17 protein-coding genes are annotated in these 17,018 nt (G+C 61.2%); 2 read left to right on the forward strand and 15 right to left on the reverse strand.

Features of this window, described 5'->3' with window-relative positions; genetic code table 11:
* Nucleotides 1-20: 20 nt before the first annotated feature.
* Complete coding sequence (gene hemN / locus K226_RS0114080) at nucleotides 21-1,403, reverse strand: oxygen-independent coproporphyrinogen III oxidase (RefSeq protein WP_024815430.1); 1,383 nt, start codon at nucleotides 1,401-1,403, stop codon at nucleotides 21-23.
* Between the two features lie 181 nt (nucleotides 1,404-1,584).
* Here hemN and fnr point away from each other — a divergent pair, with 181 nt between their 5' ends.
* A complete protein-coding gene (gene fnr / locus K226_RS0114085) occupies nucleotides 1,585-2,307 on the forward strand; it encodes a fumarate/nitrate reduction transcriptional regulator Fnr (RefSeq protein ID WP_024815431.1) in 723 nt (240 codons plus the stop codon).
* A gap of 56 nt (nucleotides 2,308-2,363) precedes the next feature.
* Here the strand turns inward: fnr and K226_RS0114090 are convergent, their stop codons facing one another.
* The 9 genes from K226_RS0114090 to K226_RS0114130 form a co-directional block, all read right to left on the reverse strand.
* Entirely contained in the window at nucleotides 2,364-2,657 is a 294-nt protein-coding gene (locus tag K226_RS0114090; protein ID WP_024815432.1) for a hypothetical protein, read from the reverse strand.
* Nucleotides 2,658-2,708: 51 nt separating this feature from the next.
* Nucleotides 2,709-2,981 (reverse strand): FixH family protein, encoded by a 273-nt coding sequence (locus tag K226_RS0114095; RefSeq protein ID WP_024815433.1) that lies wholly within the window; start codon nucleotides 2,979-2,981, stop codon nucleotides 2,709-2,711.
* 65 nt (nucleotides 2,982-3,046) lie between these two features.
* Entirely contained in the window at nucleotides 3,047-4,492 is a 1,446-nt protein-coding gene (gene ccoG, locus K226_RS0114100; RefSeq protein ID WP_024815434.1) for a cytochrome c oxidase accessory protein CcoG, read from the reverse strand.
* A 77-nt stretch (nucleotides 4,493-4,569) separates the two neighbouring features.
* Complete coding sequence (gene ccoP, locus K226_RS0114105) at nucleotides 4,570-5,484, reverse strand: cytochrome-c oxidase, cbb3-type subunit III (protein ID WP_024815435.1); 915 nt, start codon at nucleotides 5,482-5,484, stop codon at nucleotides 4,570-4,572.
* Nucleotides 5,485-5,508: 24 nt separating this feature from the next.
* Nucleotides 5,509-5,646 carry a cbb3-type cytochrome c oxidase subunit 3 gene (locus K226_RS0114110; RefSeq protein WP_024815436.1) on the reverse strand — a complete coding sequence of 46 codons (138 nt, stop codon included), beginning with the start codon at nucleotides 5,644-5,646 and terminating at the stop codon, nucleotides 5,509-5,511.
* Between the two features lie 12 nt (nucleotides 5,647-5,658).
* Nucleotides 5,659-6,291 (reverse strand): cytochrome-c oxidase, cbb3-type subunit II, encoded by a 633-nt coding sequence (gene ccoO, locus K226_RS0114115; protein ID WP_024815437.1) that lies wholly within the window; start codon nucleotides 6,289-6,291, stop codon nucleotides 5,659-5,661.
* A gap of 18 nt (nucleotides 6,292-6,309) precedes the next feature.
* Nucleotides 6,310-7,749 carry a cytochrome-c oxidase, cbb3-type subunit I gene (gene ccoN / locus K226_RS0114120; protein ID WP_024815438.1) on the reverse strand — a complete coding sequence of 480 codons (1,440 nt, stop codon included), beginning with the start codon at nucleotides 7,747-7,749 and terminating at the stop codon, nucleotides 6,310-6,312.
* Nucleotides 7,750-7,813: 64 nt separating this feature from the next.
* Nucleotides 7,814-7,951: a cbb3-type cytochrome oxidase assembly protein CcoS gene (ccoS, locus tag K226_RS0114125; RefSeq protein ID WP_024815439.1), complete on the reverse strand. Its 138-nt coding sequence runs from the start codon at nucleotides 7,949-7,951 to the stop codon at nucleotides 7,814-7,816.
* Complete coding sequence (locus K226_RS0114130) at nucleotides 7,951-10,392, reverse strand: cation-translocating P-type ATPase (protein ID WP_024815440.1); 2,442 nt, start codon at nucleotides 10,390-10,392, stop codon at nucleotides 7,951-7,953. The genes ccoS and K226_RS0114130 overlap by 1 nt, the downstream gene beginning before the upstream one ends.
* Before the next feature lie 105 nt (nucleotides 10,393-10,497).
* On the opposite strand from K226_RS0114130, the gene K226_RS0114135 reads away from it, so the two are divergent.
* Nucleotides 10,498-10,941, forward strand: a complete 444-nt coding sequence (locus tag K226_RS0114135; protein WP_024815441.1) for a universal stress protein — start codon at nucleotides 10,498-10,500, stop codon at nucleotides 10,939-10,941.
* A 109-nt stretch (nucleotides 10,942-11,050) separates the two neighbouring features.
* On the opposite strand, the gene K226_RS0114140 is transcribed toward K226_RS0114135, so the two are convergent.
* The 5 genes from K226_RS0114140 to K226_RS0114160 all read right to left on the reverse strand — a co-directional run bounded on the left by K226_RS0114140 (nucleotide 11,051) and on the right by K226_RS0114160 (nucleotide 16,671).
* Nucleotides 11,051-12,616 carry a malonyl-CoA synthase gene (locus K226_RS0114140; protein ID WP_024815442.1) on the reverse strand — a complete coding sequence of 522 codons (1,566 nt, stop codon included), beginning with the start codon at nucleotides 12,614-12,616 and terminating at the stop codon, nucleotides 11,051-11,053.
* 6 nt (nucleotides 12,617-12,622) lie between these two features.
* Entirely contained in the window at nucleotides 12,623-13,441 is an 819-nt protein-coding gene (locus K226_RS0114145) for an enoyl-CoA hydratase/isomerase family protein (protein ID WP_024815443.1), read from the reverse strand.
* Nucleotides 13,442-13,461: 20 nt separating this feature from the next.
* Entirely contained in the window at nucleotides 13,462-14,454 is a 993-nt protein-coding gene (locus K226_RS0114150) for a tripartite tricarboxylate transporter substrate binding protein (protein WP_024815444.1), read from the reverse strand.
* A gap of 64 nt (nucleotides 14,455-14,518) precedes the next feature.
* Nucleotides 14,519-16,006 carry a malonyl-CoA decarboxylase gene (locus tag K226_RS0114155; protein WP_024815445.1) on the reverse strand — a complete coding sequence of 496 codons (1,488 nt, stop codon included), beginning with the start codon at nucleotides 16,004-16,006 and terminating at the stop codon, nucleotides 14,519-14,521.
* A complete protein-coding gene (locus tag K226_RS0114160; RefSeq protein WP_024815446.1) occupies nucleotides 16,003-16,671 on the reverse strand; it encodes a GntR family transcriptional regulator in 669 nt (222 codons plus the stop codon). The genes K226_RS0114155 and K226_RS0114160 overlap by 4 nt, the downstream gene beginning before the upstream one ends.
* Nucleotides 16,672-17,018: the final 347 nt, after the last annotated feature.

Raw genomic sequence — 17,018 nt, forward strand, 5'->3', positions numbered from 1 at the left:
CACAGTCCATTCAGTCAACGCTAGATGATGCGTGAGAACCTGGCCCGATTGCGGTCCGCCTGCAAATAGCGGTCAAACACCATTGCGATGCCGCGCACAAAAAACCATCCCATGGCCGTCACCTTGATGCTCTCTGAATTCAGCACAACAAGACCTTGTTCGGCCATGGTCTCCAGCTGCTCCAGCTCGGGCGCAAAATACTTCCGAGAATCAATAAGCCACGCTTGGTCAATGGGTTCAAACTGCAATTCACCTTGGCACATGAGCGCCATGATGACAGCCCTTCGGACCAGATCGTCACGGTTCAGCGCCAATCCACGCACCACAGGCAAACGTCCCTGGTCCAGATGGTCGTAATATTCCTCGAGCGACTTGGCGTTCTGACTGTAGGTGGCACCCACCCTGCCGATCGCCGACACCCCCAAGCCAATGAGGTCGCAATCGGGTTGGGTGCTGTAACCTTGAAAATTGCGGTGCAGTCGCCCTTGCCGCTTGGCAACGGCCAAAGCATCGGTGGGCAAAGCAAAATGGTCCATGCCCACATAGACATACCCGGCTTCCATGAAAGTGTCCAGCGAGCGCGAGAGCATGGTCACCTTGGCTGACGCCGCGGGCAGTTCTGTCGAGAGAATGCGCCGCTGAGGCTTGAAGCGATCTGGCAAGTGCGCATAGGCATACAGAGCAATCCGGTCTGGGCGCAACTGGACCACCTGAGCCAAAGTGCGGTCGAATGACTCGGGTGTCTGGCGTGGCAGCCCGTAGATCAAATCGACATTGACCGACTCAAAGCCCAGCGCGCGCGACGCCTCCACGAGCGCGAAGACCTGCTCTGCGGGCTGGATGCGGTGCACGGCCTTCTGAACCTCGGCATCGAAATCCTGAACGCCGAAGCTCAGACGATTGAAGCCCAACTCGGCCAGCACCGCCAGCCGATCTGCCGTGACAGTGCGTGGGTCCACTTCGATGGAGTACTCTCCGCCCGGGGCGAAAGTGAAGCTGCGCCGCAGCGTGGCCATGAGCTGCCGCAATCCATCGTCCGAGAGGAACGTAGGTGTTCCCCCCCCCAAATGCAGCTGACTGACAACCTGCCCGGTGCCGCAATGGGCCGTGTGCAGATCAATCTCGCGGCTCAAGTAGCGCAAGTACACATCCGCACGGTCGTGGTGCTTGGTGATGATTTTGTTGCAAGCGCAGTAGTAACACAGCGATTCGCAAAAGGGGATATGGACGTACAGGGACAATGGCAACGCCATCGCCGTGGTGCCAAGCCGACGCTGCGAAAGCGCGAGGGCATAATCCTCCTGCCCAAAAGCTTCGACAAACCTGTCGGCCGTTGGGTATGAGGTGTAACGGGGCCCTGGCACGTCAAAACGGCGCAGAAGTTCTGGTGAAACAGCGGTCATTGGAAAATATCCTTGCGTGCAGCAGTACTGTGCCGTACCCTTCGCCCAACGTCCTTGACTTTAATCAAGAGGATGGTCGGACGTAGCGGCGACAATTTGATTCATGTCAGCAGCCGAGCGCACAAATCGCGTCCCGCCAGCCACACACCAATTATCCCTGCCCAACTAGACTCCAGTGTCCATGAATCCGCAAACCATCAAAGTCGCCTGCTCCAACTGCAACCTGCGAGAACTCTGCATGCCCGTTGGTCTGAACGAGCAGCAGCTGCAACGGATTGATGAAGTCGTGGCTGTACGACGAAAAATCAAACGGGGAAGTACGCTGTTTCGCAATGGCGAGTCGTTCACTTCGCTCTATGCCATCCGTACCGGGTTTTTCAAGACCTGCGTCGCCACGGAAGACGGACGCGATCAGGTCACGGGCTTTCAGATGGCCGGTGAAATCATCGGACTGGATGGCATCGTCAACGATCACCACACCTGCGATGCCGTCGCGCTCGAAGACGCCGAAGTGTGTGTCATGCCTTTCGATCGCATCGAAGAGCTGTCGCGCGAAGTCTCTGCACTGCAACACCACGTTCACAAGATCATGAGCCGTGAAATCGTGCGCGAGCACGGCGTGATGCTTTTGCTTGGCAGTATGCGCGCAGAGGAGCGCCTCGCAGCCTTTCTTCTCAATCTGGTGCAACGCCTTCATGCCCGCGGGTTCTCTCAATCAGAGCTGGTGCTGCGAATGACACGAGAGGAAATCGGCAGCTACCTGGGTCTCAAGCTGGAAACGGTGAGCCGAACGTTCTCCAAATTTGTGGAAGACGGCATCGTGGAAGTCAAGCAGCGCCACGTTCGCATTCTGGACACCGAAGCCCTCAGGCGAATCGTCAACAACCAACAGGCCTGCCACTGAGCAGCCACCTGAAATCGCGCCCCCCACTGAGTCGCCTCACTGCAACGGCATGGCGGCTACGGGCAGGGCGTCACTTTGTGACAATCGTCGGGCCGAGCATGCGCAGGCACAGGACAACGATTGAGCTCAAAAGGTGACATGGACAGCAGGGTTGTCATAGCACTGGCAACCATGGTGATGATCCAGAACACGAAAAAAGCGAGGGTGTAGACACCCTCGCGAGACAGCGTCAAGGGCTGGCCAAACCAATGCAGATCCTGCGGATCCACCATGGCAAAAACCAGCATTTCGAGAATGCCCGCCACCATGAAGGCAGGCCATGCAATCCACATCAGGCGTTGTGTCCACATCGTCTTGTTTCCTTTAATCTTGGCAAAAGATTGCGCATGCGGAGTGCCAACTCAGCGGGGCTGATCTCCGGCAGGAGTCGCCGCGTGGTTCCGGGCTTTCAGTGCAGGAGCCAAGCTTTTTTCTGGTTGCGCCAGCGTCTGGTTGATTTCAAGCCCCTTGCGGTAATAGTCTTCGGCCACAACGGGGTCTGGGCGGCTGATGGCCAGCCACAAGGTGACAAAACCAGCGATCACCACAATGACCGGCCCGGCAATCACCAGCCAGACATGACCGAATCTCCACCAAGGTTGCGGTTCACGATTGATAACGGGGTTGGACGACATGGAATCTCCTTGAAACATCAGCAATACAGCGCACAAACCACCATGTAGGGCACAGTGACTTTCACTCAGCGTGGAACCAGGAAAATGGATTTTTCAGCCACTTTGCCGCCGCTTTCCAGCGCTGAAATGTCGAAATGAATCGCGTGAGAACCTGGAGGTGCCGATCCATAGGGGATTTGCAACCGCACTGCGACCCAACGAGACTCCGCAGCGCCTATGTCTACCTCTTGCTCCGAGGCCACCTCAAGGCCATCCAGGCCCGATGCTGAAATGCGATAGCGCTGCGTAGCCTCTGTAGCGTTCATGATTTGCAGCCGATAAACATTTTCAAGCTTGCCCCCCGCCACAATGCGGGACAAGGCGGCGCGATCCCGCACAATATCCACTTTGAGCGGTGTCCGTGTTGTGAGGCTGACTAACATACCCACGCACAATGCGACCAGAACGGCGGTGTAGATGAGCACACGAGGGCGCAAGACATGTCGCAAAATTTGCGACTGATTCCAGCGATTGAGAACACCATTCTGGGTTGAATACCGTATCAAGCCCTTGGGGTAGTGCATCTTGTCCATCACGGTATTGCAGGCATCCACGCAAAGGCCGCAGCCAATGCATTCGTATTGCAGACCCTTGCGGATATCAATACCCACCGGGCACACTTGAACACACAAGGTGCAGTCAATGCAGTCGCCCAGCCCCTTGGCCTTGTAGTCCACCGTCTTGACTCGGGGGCCACGCGGCTCGCCTCGGGCTTCGTCGTAGGTGACGATGAGCGTATCTCGATCGAACATTGCGCTCTGGAAACGGGCATAGGGGCACATGTATTTGCACACCTGCTCCCGCATAAAACCGGCATTGCCGTAGGTGGCCAATCCGTAGAAAAGCACCCAGAAAATCTGCCAGCCGCCAGCAAAAGCCAACAGCTCAGGACCCAGCTCCCGAATCGGCACAAAATAACCCACAAAGGTGAAACCGGTCCAAAGGGACACGGCCACCCATACGGCCTGCTTCAGGAACTTCTTGCGGATTTTTTCAAATGTCCAGGGGCCCGCATCCAGCCGCAGACGCGCACTGCGATCTCCCTCGATCTTGTGCTCGATCCACATGAATATCTCGGTGTAGACCGTTTGTGGGCAAGCAAATCCGCACCATAACCGGCCCGCAACCGCAGTAAACAGAAACAGCGAAAGCGCCGAAATGATCAGCAGCCCCGTCAGATAGATGAAATCCTGTGGGTACAGAACCAAGCCGAAAATATAGAAACGGCGAGCACCCAGATCAAACAGCACCATCTGGCGCTGGCCCCACTCAAGCCAAGGCAACCCATAAAAAACGATTTGGGTCAGAAACACCATGGCCCACCGCCAACGCGCAAAGTACCCACTGATGGATCGCGGGTAAATCTTCTTTTGCGCCTCGTAGAGGGAAACAAATTCGCCCTCTGCCGATGGATCGGGTGTGGCCGCCGCAATGGGAATGACCTTGCGCGGTGGCCTGTCAGATGATTTCATGGTGCTGGCGGTGGAGGCAGAAAAACAAACACTTCAGGACGACGACCCCAGCCAGAGGTGGCGGGGTCGCCCCGATTTCAGCGGGCTGCGGCGGGCTTGTTGGACAAGCCCCATACATAGGAAGCCAGCACGCCGATCTGCGCTTCTGACAGCTTGTCTGCTTGCGCAGGCATCTCGTTGACCTTGCCGCTATTGATCATAGTGGTGATGGCCGCTTCGCCCCAGCCGTGCAACCAGATGTCGTCCGTCAGGTTGGGGGCTCCCAGAGCCTGGTTGCCCTTGCCGTCCATACCATGGCAGGCCGCGCATGAGACAAACTTGGACTTACCCAAGGATGCCCGCACGGAATCATGGGGGCTGCCCGAAAGACTCAAGACATAGTGCGACAGATTGCGGACATCTTCCGGAGATCCGACGGCAGCAGCCATGGGAGGCATATTGCCGATGCGCCCCTTTTCAAGGGTTTCGCGGATCTTTTCGGGGTTGCCGCCATGCAGCCAGTCGTTGTCCGCAAGGTTGGGAAAACCCTTGCTGCCACGAGCATCCGAACCGTGGCACTGGGCACAGTTGTTCATGAACAGGCGCTCGCCAATGGCATGTGCCTGCGGATCCACGGCCACGTCTTCAGGCTTCATGGACGCAAAGCGTGCATACAGAGGCTCGATTTCCGCCTTGGCTTTGGCCATTTCGGCCTCGTACTCGCCCTTTTGCGTCCAGTTCAGCTTGCCTGTGAAGGTGCCAAGACCGGGATAGGCTGCCAGATAGCCCAGACCAAAGACGATGGTGATAACGAACAGCCACACCCACCAACGCGGCAGGGGGTTGTTCATTTCGACCAGATCCTCGTCCCAGACGTGGCCGGTGGTGTTGTCGGCCGTGGCCGAGACTTTCTTGCGGCCCGCCATCCAAAGCAGAATGCCGCAGGCGATGATGCCGACAAGGGTCAGCGTGGTCACAAAGACCGACCAGAAATTGCTGGTGAAGTCACTCATGGGATGTTCTCGTTCTGGTGAAGGTCAATCTTGCTTGAAGGGCAGCTGGGCTGCCTCATCAAACCTGGACTTGTTGCGGCCCCTGTAGGCCCAGACCCAGATGCCAATAAAGCAAGCCATCGATGCCAGTGTGGCGACGATGCGCATGGTCGTGATGTCCATGGCAAATTTCCTTTACTTGAGCGCACGGCCCATGACTTGCAGGTAAGCCACCAAGGCATCCATCTCGGTCTTGCCCTTCACATCAGCGGCAGACGCAGCGATCTGCTCATCGGTATAAGGCACGCCCACGGTTCGCAGCGCATTCATGCGCGGGGCTACATCGGCTGGATCAAGGGTGTTTTTCTCAAGCCATGGATACGCGGGCATATTGGACTCGGGCACCACGTCGCGCGGATTGTTCAGGTGAATGCGATGCCATTCGTCGCTGTACTTTCCTCCCACACGATGCAGATCAGGGCCGGTGCGTTTGCTGCCCCACTGGAACGGATGGTCGTACACGTATTCGCCAGCAACCGAGTAGTGGCCATAGCGCAAGGTTTCTGCGCGGAAGGGCCGGATCATCTGTGAATGGCAGTTGTAGCAACCTTCACGAATGTAGACATCGCGCCCCATCAGCTGAAGCGACGAGTACGGCTGCACGCCGGTTACCGCCTCGGTTGTGGACTTCTGAAAGAACAGAGGCACGATTTCCACCAGGCCGCCGATGGCGATCACCAGCAGGATCAGCACGATCATCAGAAAATTGTTGGTTTCCACCTTTTCATGGGTGAAGCCGGCAGAAGCATTTTGGTTTTTATCAGACATGAATGGGCTCCTTCGGGCTCAGGCGTGGGCAGCGTTCACGGCGGGAATGGCTACCTTGACCGAACGACCAGAAATAGCGGTTGCCCACACGTTCCAGGCCATGATGATCATGCCGCCTAGATACAGCAGCCCACCGGCCACGCGGATCACGTAGAACGGATAGGTTGCCTTCACGCTTTCAACGAAGGTATAGGTCAACGTGCCGTCCGCATTGATGGCGCGCCACATCAGGCCCTGCATCACACCGGCAATCCACATGGCGGCGATGTACAGCACGATACCGATGGTGGCCATCCAGAAGTGCAGCTCAATCGCCTTGATGGAGTGCATCTTTTCGCGCCCGAACAGGCGGGGAACCATGTAATACAGCGAACCCATGGTGATCAGACCCACCCAACCCAAGGCACCCGAGTGCACGTGACCCACGGTCCAGTCGGTGTAGTGGCTCAGGGCATTGACGGTCTTGATGGACATCATCGGACCCTCGAACGTGGACATGCCGTAGAACGACAGCGACACGATCAAAAAGCGCAGGATGGGGTCGTCACGCAGCTTGTGCCAGGCGCCCGACAGGGTCATGATTCCGTTGATCATGCCGCCCCAGCTCGGGGCCAGCAGAATCAGGGAGAACACCATGCCCACCGATTGCGTCCAGTCAGGCAGCGCGGTGTAGTGCAGGTGGTGTGGGCCCGCCCACATGTAGGTGAAGATCAGTGCCCAGAAGTGCACGATGGACAGGCGATAGCTGTACACCGGACGGCCCGCCTGCTTGGGGATGAAGTAATACATCATCCCCAGGAAGCCGGTGGTGAGGAAAAAGCCCACAGCATTGTGGCCGTACCACCATTGCACCATGGCATCCTGAACACCCGCATAGGCCGAATAGCTCTTCATGAACCCTGCGGGAATGGCAGCACTATTGACAATGTGCAGCAAGGCTACCGCCAGGATGAAGGCCCCAAAGAACCAGTTGGCCACATAGATATGCTTGACCTTGCGCGTGCCGATCGTGCCAAAAAACACGATGGCATAGGACACCCAGGTCACGGCAATCAGGATGTCGATAGGCCATTCCAGTTCGGCATATTCCTTGCCCTGGGTGTAACCCAGGGGCAAGCTGATCGCCGCAGCCACAATGACCAGCTGCCAGGCCCAGAAGGTGAACGCAGCCAGCGACGGTGCGAACAAGCGCGTCTGGCACGTACGCTGCACCACGTAATAGCTGGTGGCAAACAGGCCGCAACCACCGAACGCAAAAATCACCGCGTTGGTGTGCAGTGGTCGCAAGCGCCCATAACTAAGCCAGGAAATACCGAAATTGAGTTCTGGCCAAGCAAGCTGGGCGGCGATGAACACGCCCACCAGCATGCCAACCACCCCCCAGACCACGGCCATGATAGAAAACTGACGCACAACCGTGTCGTTGTAGTGCGCAGTCATTGTTTTTGGAGAATCCATCGGGCACCTCGTTTTATTACTGGAATAGTTTTATTTAAGTAGGGTTATTTGACATTGATGCATGTCAATCGTCCCGAATAATACGCTCGCCCTCTTGCTCCACGCTCTCGAACTGGCCGTGATAGATCGCCCACCACAGACCTGCCAGGACCATCAAGACCAAAATAACAGACAAGGGGATCAGCAAATACAGGATGTCCATCAGACCGGGTCCAGGGAAGATTGGGAAGCAGTGGTCATGGGGGCTGGGCCTTTCACCTGTTCTGGCATGTACGGGCCAGATGCCTGCGCACCCGGCAAGGCACGGGACAAACGGGCAGCGTTCAGCACCACCAGCAGCGAACTGAGCGCCATGCCCAGCCCCGCTAGCCAGGCCGGCATCCAGCCGACCAGCGCCAAGGGCACGCACAGCGCGTTATAGCCTGCAGCCCACCATAGATTCTGCCTGACCACGCGCAAGGTCTGACGCGCCAGCAGCACGGCCTGCGCAACCAGCGACAGGCTACCCCCCAGCACCACGAAATCAGCACGTGATTGTGCCAGCGGCACCGAACGCCCAAAGGCGAACGATACATTGGCCCCGGCGAGAACTGGGCCATCGTTGAGGCCATCGCCCACCATGGCCACATGGCGCCCCTGCGCCTGCAGCCCCTGCAAGGCAACCAGCTTGTCCTGGGGGGTGCATTCGCCCTGCGCCTGGGATATGCCTGCCTGCGTGGCCACCCGCTGCACCGCGCCCAGACGGTCTCCCGACAATATCTGCACCGACACTCCCGCCTGTTGCAGCGCACGCACCACCTCTGCTGCCTCGGGCCGTACATCTTCAATCACATCAAACCGCGCCAGTTCAGTGAACTGGCCGTCGCTCCCCTGCCCCGAAAGCACCACTTGCAGCGCCTCGCCACCATCTTGCGCGGGCACCCCCGCGTGGCGAGCCGAACCCAAGCGCAGCCAGCGCGGGGCAGCGCTGCCCGATGCGTCGTGCACTTCGGCGGTCAACCCCTGGCCCGCCTCTTCACGCAGGCTCAACGCGCTCCAGCGAGTGCTGTCCGCCGGTGCCGCCGCCACAATGGCGCGGGACGCGGGGTGCATGGACTGCCGCGCCAGCGTGGCGGCCAGAGCCAGGGCCTCGTCCCGGTCCAGCCCTGGTGCGCACCGCACCGAATGCACAGCCATGCCGTCCCGGGTGAGCGTGCCTGTCTTGTCAAACACCAGTGCATCCACGCTGGCCAGGGCCTCCAGCCCCTGCAGGTTGCGCACCAGCACGCCATGGCGGGCCAGCGTGCCCGCCGCCGTCAACATGGCCACCGGCGTAGCCAAAGACAAGGCGCATGGGCAGGTGACGATAAGCACCGCCACGGCCACCATCAGCGCGTGGCCCGGGTCAGAAGGCCACCACCAGACAACCGCCAGCCCGGCCGCCAGCAACACAGCCAAGAGGAAGGGCCGCGCAATACGGTCCGCCAGTTGGGCGAGGCGGGGCTTTTGCAATGAAGCGCTTTCCATCAAGGCCAGAATCTGGGCGAAACGGGTCTGACCACCAATCCCCTCCACCCTCACCTCGACCGGCGCCTGAAGGTTGTAGCTGCCCGCCGTTACCTGACTGCCTTCGGGGCGCTCAACCGGGGTGGATTCACCCGTGAGCAGGGCTTCATCGGCCTGGGTGTTGCCTCGCGTAATGCAGCCATCGGCAGGAAAAGCCTCGCCCGGCAGCACACGAATGGTGTCCCCCACAGCCAGCCGACGGGCGGCCACGCGTGCAAAGACACCATCGGCCCCCAGCCGCTCCACGCTGTCGGGCAGGCGGTTCATGACGGCCTCCAGCGCACCGGCCGTGCGGTCTCTTAAACGCAGCTCCAGCCACCGACCGGTCAGGAGAAAAAAGACAAACATGGTCAGCGAATCGTAAAAAACCTCGCGGCCAAAGATTCCCGAAGGGTCGAACGTCCCTGCCGTGCTCACCACAAAGGTGATGCCCATGCCCAGAGCCACCGGCAAGTCCATGCTGATGCGGCGCTGGCGGATATCCCGCAGCGCGCTGGTGAAAAACGGTCCGCAGGCAAAGAACACCACCGGCAGCGTCAGCACCCACGAGGCCCAGCGCAGTAATTGCTCCATTTCGCCGGTCAGATCGCCCGGCTGCGCCACGTAGGCGGGCCACGCGTACATCATGACCTGCATCATGCAAAAGCCCGCCACCAGCCAGCGCCACAGCGCAAGCCGGCTCTCGCGCTGGCGCTGTTCGCGGGCGTGGGAGTCCATGGCAGGCAAGGCACGATAGCCCGCCTTCTGAACCGCTGCCATCCACTGCGATGGCAGCACCTGGTTGGGGCGCCAAACTACACGCGCCCGGTGCGTTGCGCCACTCACATCCACCTGCTCCACGCCCGGAACCGCCCGCAGGGCGTCTTCAATGGTCAAGGCGCAGGCGGTGCAGTGCATGCCCTCCAGCACGACGTTGGACTCCCACACCGGGTCGGACACCACATCTTCTGGCGCCTCAGGCGCGGTCGGCGCAGCCGCCGCATCTCGGGTATTGCTGCCCGAAGACCGGCGCATGCGCCCAAAGGCCGCCCATTCCTGGGGGTCGTCCAGCAGCACATGGGCCGCCATATCTGGCAAAGTGGAGGAGTTCGTGGACATGGTTCTAGCCTACCGAAGGTAGCATGACACGCACATTGACCTGGATCAAGCGGCGAATCGTGGTCCTCTCTAAGCTCTCATCATCCCTATTTCGAGGAGTCAAGCATGTACAAACGCATTCTGGTTGCCACCGACGGTTCTGCACTGTCCAACAAGGCGGTTGAAACTGGCCTGTCCCTGGCGGCCCTGTCGGGCGCCACGGTGGTGGCACTCAAGGTGGTTCCGCGCTACCCGCGCAGCTATTTTGAGGGCGGCATGCCGGTTGACATGGTTGACGTGAAACGCATCGAGCAGCAATGGAGCGACGCCGCCCAGGAACTCGTTGACAAAGTGAAAGCCCAGGGCAGCGCCGAGGGCGTGACGGTCAAGGCCGTGATCGCCAAGTCCGACCTGGTGGCAGAAGCCGTGATCTCGGCTGCCAAAAAGCACAAGTGCGACCTGATCGTGATGGCATCCCACGGCCGCAAAGGCATCAAGCGCCTGCTGCTGGGCAGCGAAACCCAGCATGTGCTGACCCACTCGCACATTCCTGTGCTGGTGCTGCGTTAAGCATTAAATAAGCCTCTAGCCCTTTACCCATAAGCGCTAGCAGCTATTAAAAGTAAAGCAAAACGGGGCCACAATGGCCCCGTTTTTTCATGGTCGGCAAGCCGGGCGTTCAGGCAAACAAACCCTTGTGCTGCTCGCGCAGCAGGTTCTTTTGCACCTTGCCCATGGTGTTGCGCGGTAACTCTGTGGCCACAAAGCAGCGCTTGGGAATCTTGAAATTGGCCAGCTGCGACTTGAGTTGCGCCAGGATGGCGTCGCCGTCGAGCTTTGCGCCCGGCTTGGCAATGACCACGGCCACGCCCACCTCGCCAAAATCGGGGTGCGGCACCCCCACCACCGCGCTCTCGGCCACGCCCGGCATGTCGTTGATGGCGCTCTCGATCTCGGCGGGATACACGTTGTAGCCGCCGCTGATGATGAGGTCCTTGCTGCGGCCCACAATGCTCACGTAGCCGCGCTCGTCCACCTTGCCCACATCGCCGGTTTTGAACCAGCCGTCGGCGCTGAACTCTTCTTTCGTCTTCTCGGGCATGCGCCAGTAGCCCTTGAACACATTGGGCCCTTGCACCTGGATGTTGCCGATCTCGCCCACCGGCAAGGCCTTGCCCGCGTCATCGACCACGCGCAAGCCCACCCCCGGTAGTGGAAAACCCACGGTGCTGCCGCGCCGCTCGCTCTGGCCACCATGGCGCGCGTCGCCGCCATAGGGGTTGGAGGTGAGCATGATGGTCTCGCTCATGCCGTAGCGCTCCAGAATGGTGTGGCCGGTGCGCTCGCGCCACGCATTGAAGGTCTCAATCAGCAACGGCGCCGAGCCTGCGATGAACAGGCGCATGTTCTTCGTGGCGTCCTTGTTCAACCCCGCCTCGGCCAGCAGCCGCACATACAGCGTGGGCACGCCCATGAACACGGTGGCGCGCGGCATGGCCGCCAGCACGGCCTTGGGGTCGAACTTCGCCATCCAGATCATCTTGCTGCCGTTGAGCAGCGCGGCGTGGATGGCCACGAACAGTCCGTGCACATGAAAGATCGGCAGCGCGTGGATGAGTACATCGCCGGGTTGGAAGCCCCAGTAGTCCTTGAGCGTGACGGCATTGCTCAGCAGGTTGCCGTGCGTCAGCATGGCCCCCTTGCTGCGGCCCGTGGTGCCGCTGGTGTACAGAATGGCGGCGAGGTCATCCACCCCCTTGTCAACAGGCTGGTGAACGTCGGCATGGGGCGCGGCACGATCGAGCAGGCTGCCCGTGCGGTCGTCGCCCAGTGTGAAGACATGCTGCGTGCCCGCCTTGAAGGCGATCTTGGACACCCAGCCAAAGTTGCCCGGCGTGCACACCACCACAGCGGGCTCGGCGTTGCCCACAAAGTATTCAATCTCGCCGCTTTGGTAGGCGGTATTGAGCGGCAAAAACACATAGCCCGCGCGCAGCGTGGCCAGATACAGCAGCATCGCCTCGACCGACTTTTCGACTTGCACCGCCACGCGGCTGCCCGAAGGCAACTTCAGTGACGCCAGCAGATTGGCGATGCGCGCGCTGGCGTGGTCCAGGTCGCGCCAGGTGTAGAGCAGCGGCTCGCCCTGGGGCGAGGTGGTTTCGACGGCGATCTGGTCCAGGTCGCCAGGAAAAGCGGCGCGCAGGGCGCAAAACAGGTTGGAGTTGCTGTTCGGTTGGGTCATGGCAAATCAAAAAACAGGAGAACGTTTGGCCAAAAAGGCGGCGATGCCTTCGCGGTGCTCGGCGCTGTCGGCGTAGGCATAGGGGTCGGGTGTGCCATTTACTATATTTTCAATAGCTGCCAGCGCTTTACCATCGGGCGCTTGCGGCACTTTTAATGCCCGAAAAGTCTGCTTGTTCATGCGTGCAGCACCAGGCGCCAGCGCTGCCACGCGGCAGGCCGTGCCCAGCGCATCGGCGGCCAGCAGTGCGGGCTCGGTCACGCGGCTCAAAAACCCGCGTGCCAGCATCTCTGCTGCAGAAAAGGTGGCTGCCTCCAGCAGCATCTGGCGTGCGGTGACATCGCCCACCGCGCCCGCCACCAGCTGCGCTTCACGCGGCGCCATGGGAAAACCCAGCCGGGCGATGGGCGCGCCAAAGCGTGCGCTGCTGCCGGCAATGCGGATATCGCAACAGCTGGCAATCTCCACGCCAGCGCCCATGCAGGCCCCGGTGATGTGCGCCACGATGGGCACGTCGCAATCGAGCATGGCCTGCAGCCCACCCCAGACGTCGTTTTCGTGGAAGTCGCGCAGCGCGGCGGCGTCGAAACGGAACGCCGGATATTCCGAAATATCGCCGCCAGCGCAGAAAGTACCATCTGCCCCCTCTATTTGCACGCAGCGCACATCTGTATTGCGCTGAATGCTCTCAAAAACAGAGCGTAGCTGGCGCCACATGGCGCGTGACATCGCGTTGAGCCGGCCGGTGTGGCGCAGCGTGACCTGCACCACACCCGCTTCGCCGGCCGCTCCTGCGGCCCGCGCCGCGACAACTTCCCCAGGCATACGATCCCTTTCTGCGTGCTTCAGTCCAGCTTGGCGCCAGCGGCCTTGACCACCTGCGCCCAACGGCCCACCTCGGCGCTGACAAAGCTCGCAAACTGCGCCTGCGTCATGCCTCCGTAGTCGGCACCGTTGCTGGCCCAGATGGCCTTGATTTCGTCGGCAGTGCCGATGCGGCGAATGTCTTCGACGATGCGCGCCTGCACATCGGCCGGCGTGCCCTTGGGCGCCCACAGGCCGTACCAGGTGGTCACGGTGTAGTCGGGCAGGCCCACCTCGGCGGCACACGGCACATCGGGGAAGGCAGGGTTGCGCTGATTGCCCGACACCATCAGCGCTTTGATGCGCCCGCTCTTGATGTGCGTGGCCGACGAGCCCAGGCCGTCAAACATCATGTCCACATTGCCAGCAATCAGGTCTTGCAGCGCCGGGCCGGCGCCGCGGTAAGGAATGTGCGTGATGAAGGTGCCCGTTTGCTGCTTGAACAGCTCGCCAGCCAGATGGTGCGAGGTGCCGGCGCCGGCCGAACCGTAGTTGAGCTTGGCGGGGTTGCGCTTGACGTGCTCTAAAAACTGCTTGAAATTGCTGACCGGCACGGCCTTGGGGTTGATGACCAGCACCTGGGGCACATTGGCCAGCAGCGCCAGCGGGACGAAATCCTTCTCGATGTTGTAATCGAGCCGGGGGTACATCGACGGCGCAATGGCGTGGTGCACAGCGCCCATGAACAGGGTGTAGCCATCGGGGGCGCCCTTGGCCGCGTAGCTGGCGCCCACGGTGCCGCCCGCCCCACCCCGGTTGTCGATCACCAGCGTCTTGCCCGTGACCTTGGAAAACTGTGCGGCCAGGGGGCGGGCAAAGGCATCGGTGCCGCCCCCGGCGGGAAACGGCACCACCAGGTTCACAGGCTTGTTGGGCCAGGCCGACTGCGCCCAGCTGCCGCCTGTGGCCATTGCCAGCCCGGCTGCGGTGGCGCCAGCCAAAAGCGTGCGGCGTTGCATGCGGTGTTCTTTCATTTTGTCTCCTGTCGTCGTTGTAAAAATGGAAAGAGAAAGCCCCCCCAAAGCCCTGGCGTGCTGCCTATCCGCCGCGGCACAGGCTATCGATGTCCCCCGACACCGGCACCTTGCCTTGGGCCAGCAGGTTGCGGTGCTTGTCGATGCGCTTGAGGTCGTACAAATAATTCACCATCAGCCCAAACGATTGTTTCATTCCCTTGGCCGACGGATCGCCTGCCCAGTTGATGCGCTCCACACGGGCGCCGTTGCCCAGGTGAAACCGCGCCACTGCGTCCACGGGTTTGCCATCTTGCAGCTCGCGCCCCAGATAGTAAGCGGCACATTCCATCAACATCTGGCGCACGGGCGAGCGCGCGTCCAGCTCCAGCGCCTTGTCTGCGGCAGCAAGCAGATGGGCAGACTGCGGCGGCTCGGCCCCCACTGCCCGGCCCAGCTCGGTGCGCCGTTTTTCGTCAAGGCGCTCCAGCATGGCGCCTGCATTCTTGCCCAGCCAGCCCCGAAAGCCCGGAATGGGCGACAGCGTGGCAAAAGTGCGCAGGCGCGGAAACTCGGCTGTGAGCGTTTCCACCACATGCTTGATGAGCGAATCGCCAAAGCTCACGCCGCGCAGCCCCGGCTGCGTGTTGCTGATCGAATAGAAGATGGCGGTCGTGGCCTTTTTCAGATCGGCAGGTGCCGCCGCCTCGTCCAGCAGCGGCGTGATGCTGCTGGATATGCGGTCCACCAGCGCCACCTCCACAAAAATCAGCGGCTCGTTGGGCAGGCGCGGGTGAAAGAAGCCGTAGCAGCGGCGGTCGCTGTCGAGCCGATTTTTCAGGTCTGCCCAGCTGCGGATGTCGTGCACGGCCTCGTATTTGATGAGCTTTTCGATCAGCGAGGCCGGCGAATCCCACGACAGGCGCCTGAGCTCCAGAAAGGCCACGTCGAACCAGGTGGTGAACAGGTGCTCCAGATCGGCATCGAGCGCCACCAGCCGTTTGTCGGACTTGAGCTGGGGCAGCAGCTCGGCGCGCAAGTCCACCAGAAAGCGCATGCCCTCAGGAAAAACGGCAAAACGCTGCATCAGCCGCGTGCGCGGCGACACCAGGGCCCGGCGCAGGCTGATTTCGGCCTGCCCTTCGTCGGCTGTGCCGGCGGCGGCTTCGTAGCGCTGGCGCGCCGATTGAAAGCGCGTGGCATCGGGCGCAAACTGCTCGCACAGCAGCAACCACATGTCGCGGCGCTCTTCGGGCTCGGCCTGGCCGTACCAGCCGGCGACCACCTGGGCACGGCGACCACCTTCCAGCTCGCTGACCTGTGGCGCCACTACGTCTTGCAGATCGGCCAGCAGGCGGCGCAGGGCGCGGGGCGACAGCGACTCATTGCCGCGCCGCAGCGTGGCCTGCAGGCGCTCGTGCGTGGAGCGCGGCGCTGGCACCTTGGTGGCTGCGCCATCGGCCACCTGCTTGTCGGCCGCGGGTTTGGACGCCTTGGGTGCCTTGTCGGTGGACGACGCCCCGGAACGCAGCCGCGACACGCTGCGGGTGATCCATTCGGTGGTGTTGGTCATGGGTTCAACCTGGATTGTTGATTGCGGGCCACATCACGCAGCGCCTCGCGCTGGTGCAGCAGATGGGTGCGCATGGCGGCCTCCGCCGCTTCGCTGTCGCGGCGCTTGAGGGCGTCAAACACCGCCAGATGCTCGGCCAGGCTTTGCTGCAGGCGGCCCGGTGCATGCAGTTGCTGCAAACGGGCCAGGCGCAATATCTTGCGCAAATCGCCGATCGCCTGGGCCAGCCAGCGGTTGTCGGCCAGCGTGATGAAGGCTTCGTGAATGGCGTGATTGGCCGCGTAGTAGTCGGTAATGCGCCCCTCGGCGGCACACTGCTGCAGGCGCTGGTGCAGCACTTGCAGCGCTGCCACATCGGCATCGCCTGCCCGGCAGGTGGCCCCATGCGCCGCCCGGCCCTCCAGCAAGGCAATCACGGGGAAAATTTCGTCCAGATCTCGCTCGGTGACCTCGGCCACAAAGCAGCCACGGCGCGGCTCGTGGCGCAGCAAGCCTTCGGCCACCAGCACCTTGAGCGCCTCGCGCAGGGGAGTGCGCGATATGGCCAGTCGCTCGCACAGCGCGGCCTCGTCCAGAAAACTGCCCGGCGGCAACGACCCCGCAAAGATCTGCTCGCGCAGCCGCGATGCGGCTTCGTCGTGCAGAGAGTTGGGAACGGGGCGCATGGCGGCAAATGGCTCCTGGGTTGACCGGGCCCGGCATGGGGTGCTGCCACCCCGACACAGGCCCAAGACGCATCATCCAGCAATCGCATCGAACACGACGCCAAGGCAGCACATTCAATGTAATTTTTCATAATTATGGAAAATGATGCGAACTAAATCCATCAGGGCTTTCCAGCACGAGGCGTTATAGGCCAAGGCCCCAACGGCCCGCGGTGGCTGGACACCTTGTCCAGTGCCGCCCCCACCCTCTTTCGGTAGCGCACTGCCAAGGCCCCCGGCTGACGGCCAGCACCGGCCTGCACCGCACCCCGTGCACCTACAATGCCGCCCCTGCCCTGCCCACCCAT

Source organism: Acidovorax sp. JHL-3, from assembly GCF_000526295.1.
In the GTDB taxonomy this organism is placed as follows: Bacteria; Pseudomonadota; Gammaproteobacteria; order Burkholderiales; family Burkholderiaceae_C; genus Acidovorax; species Acidovorax defluvii.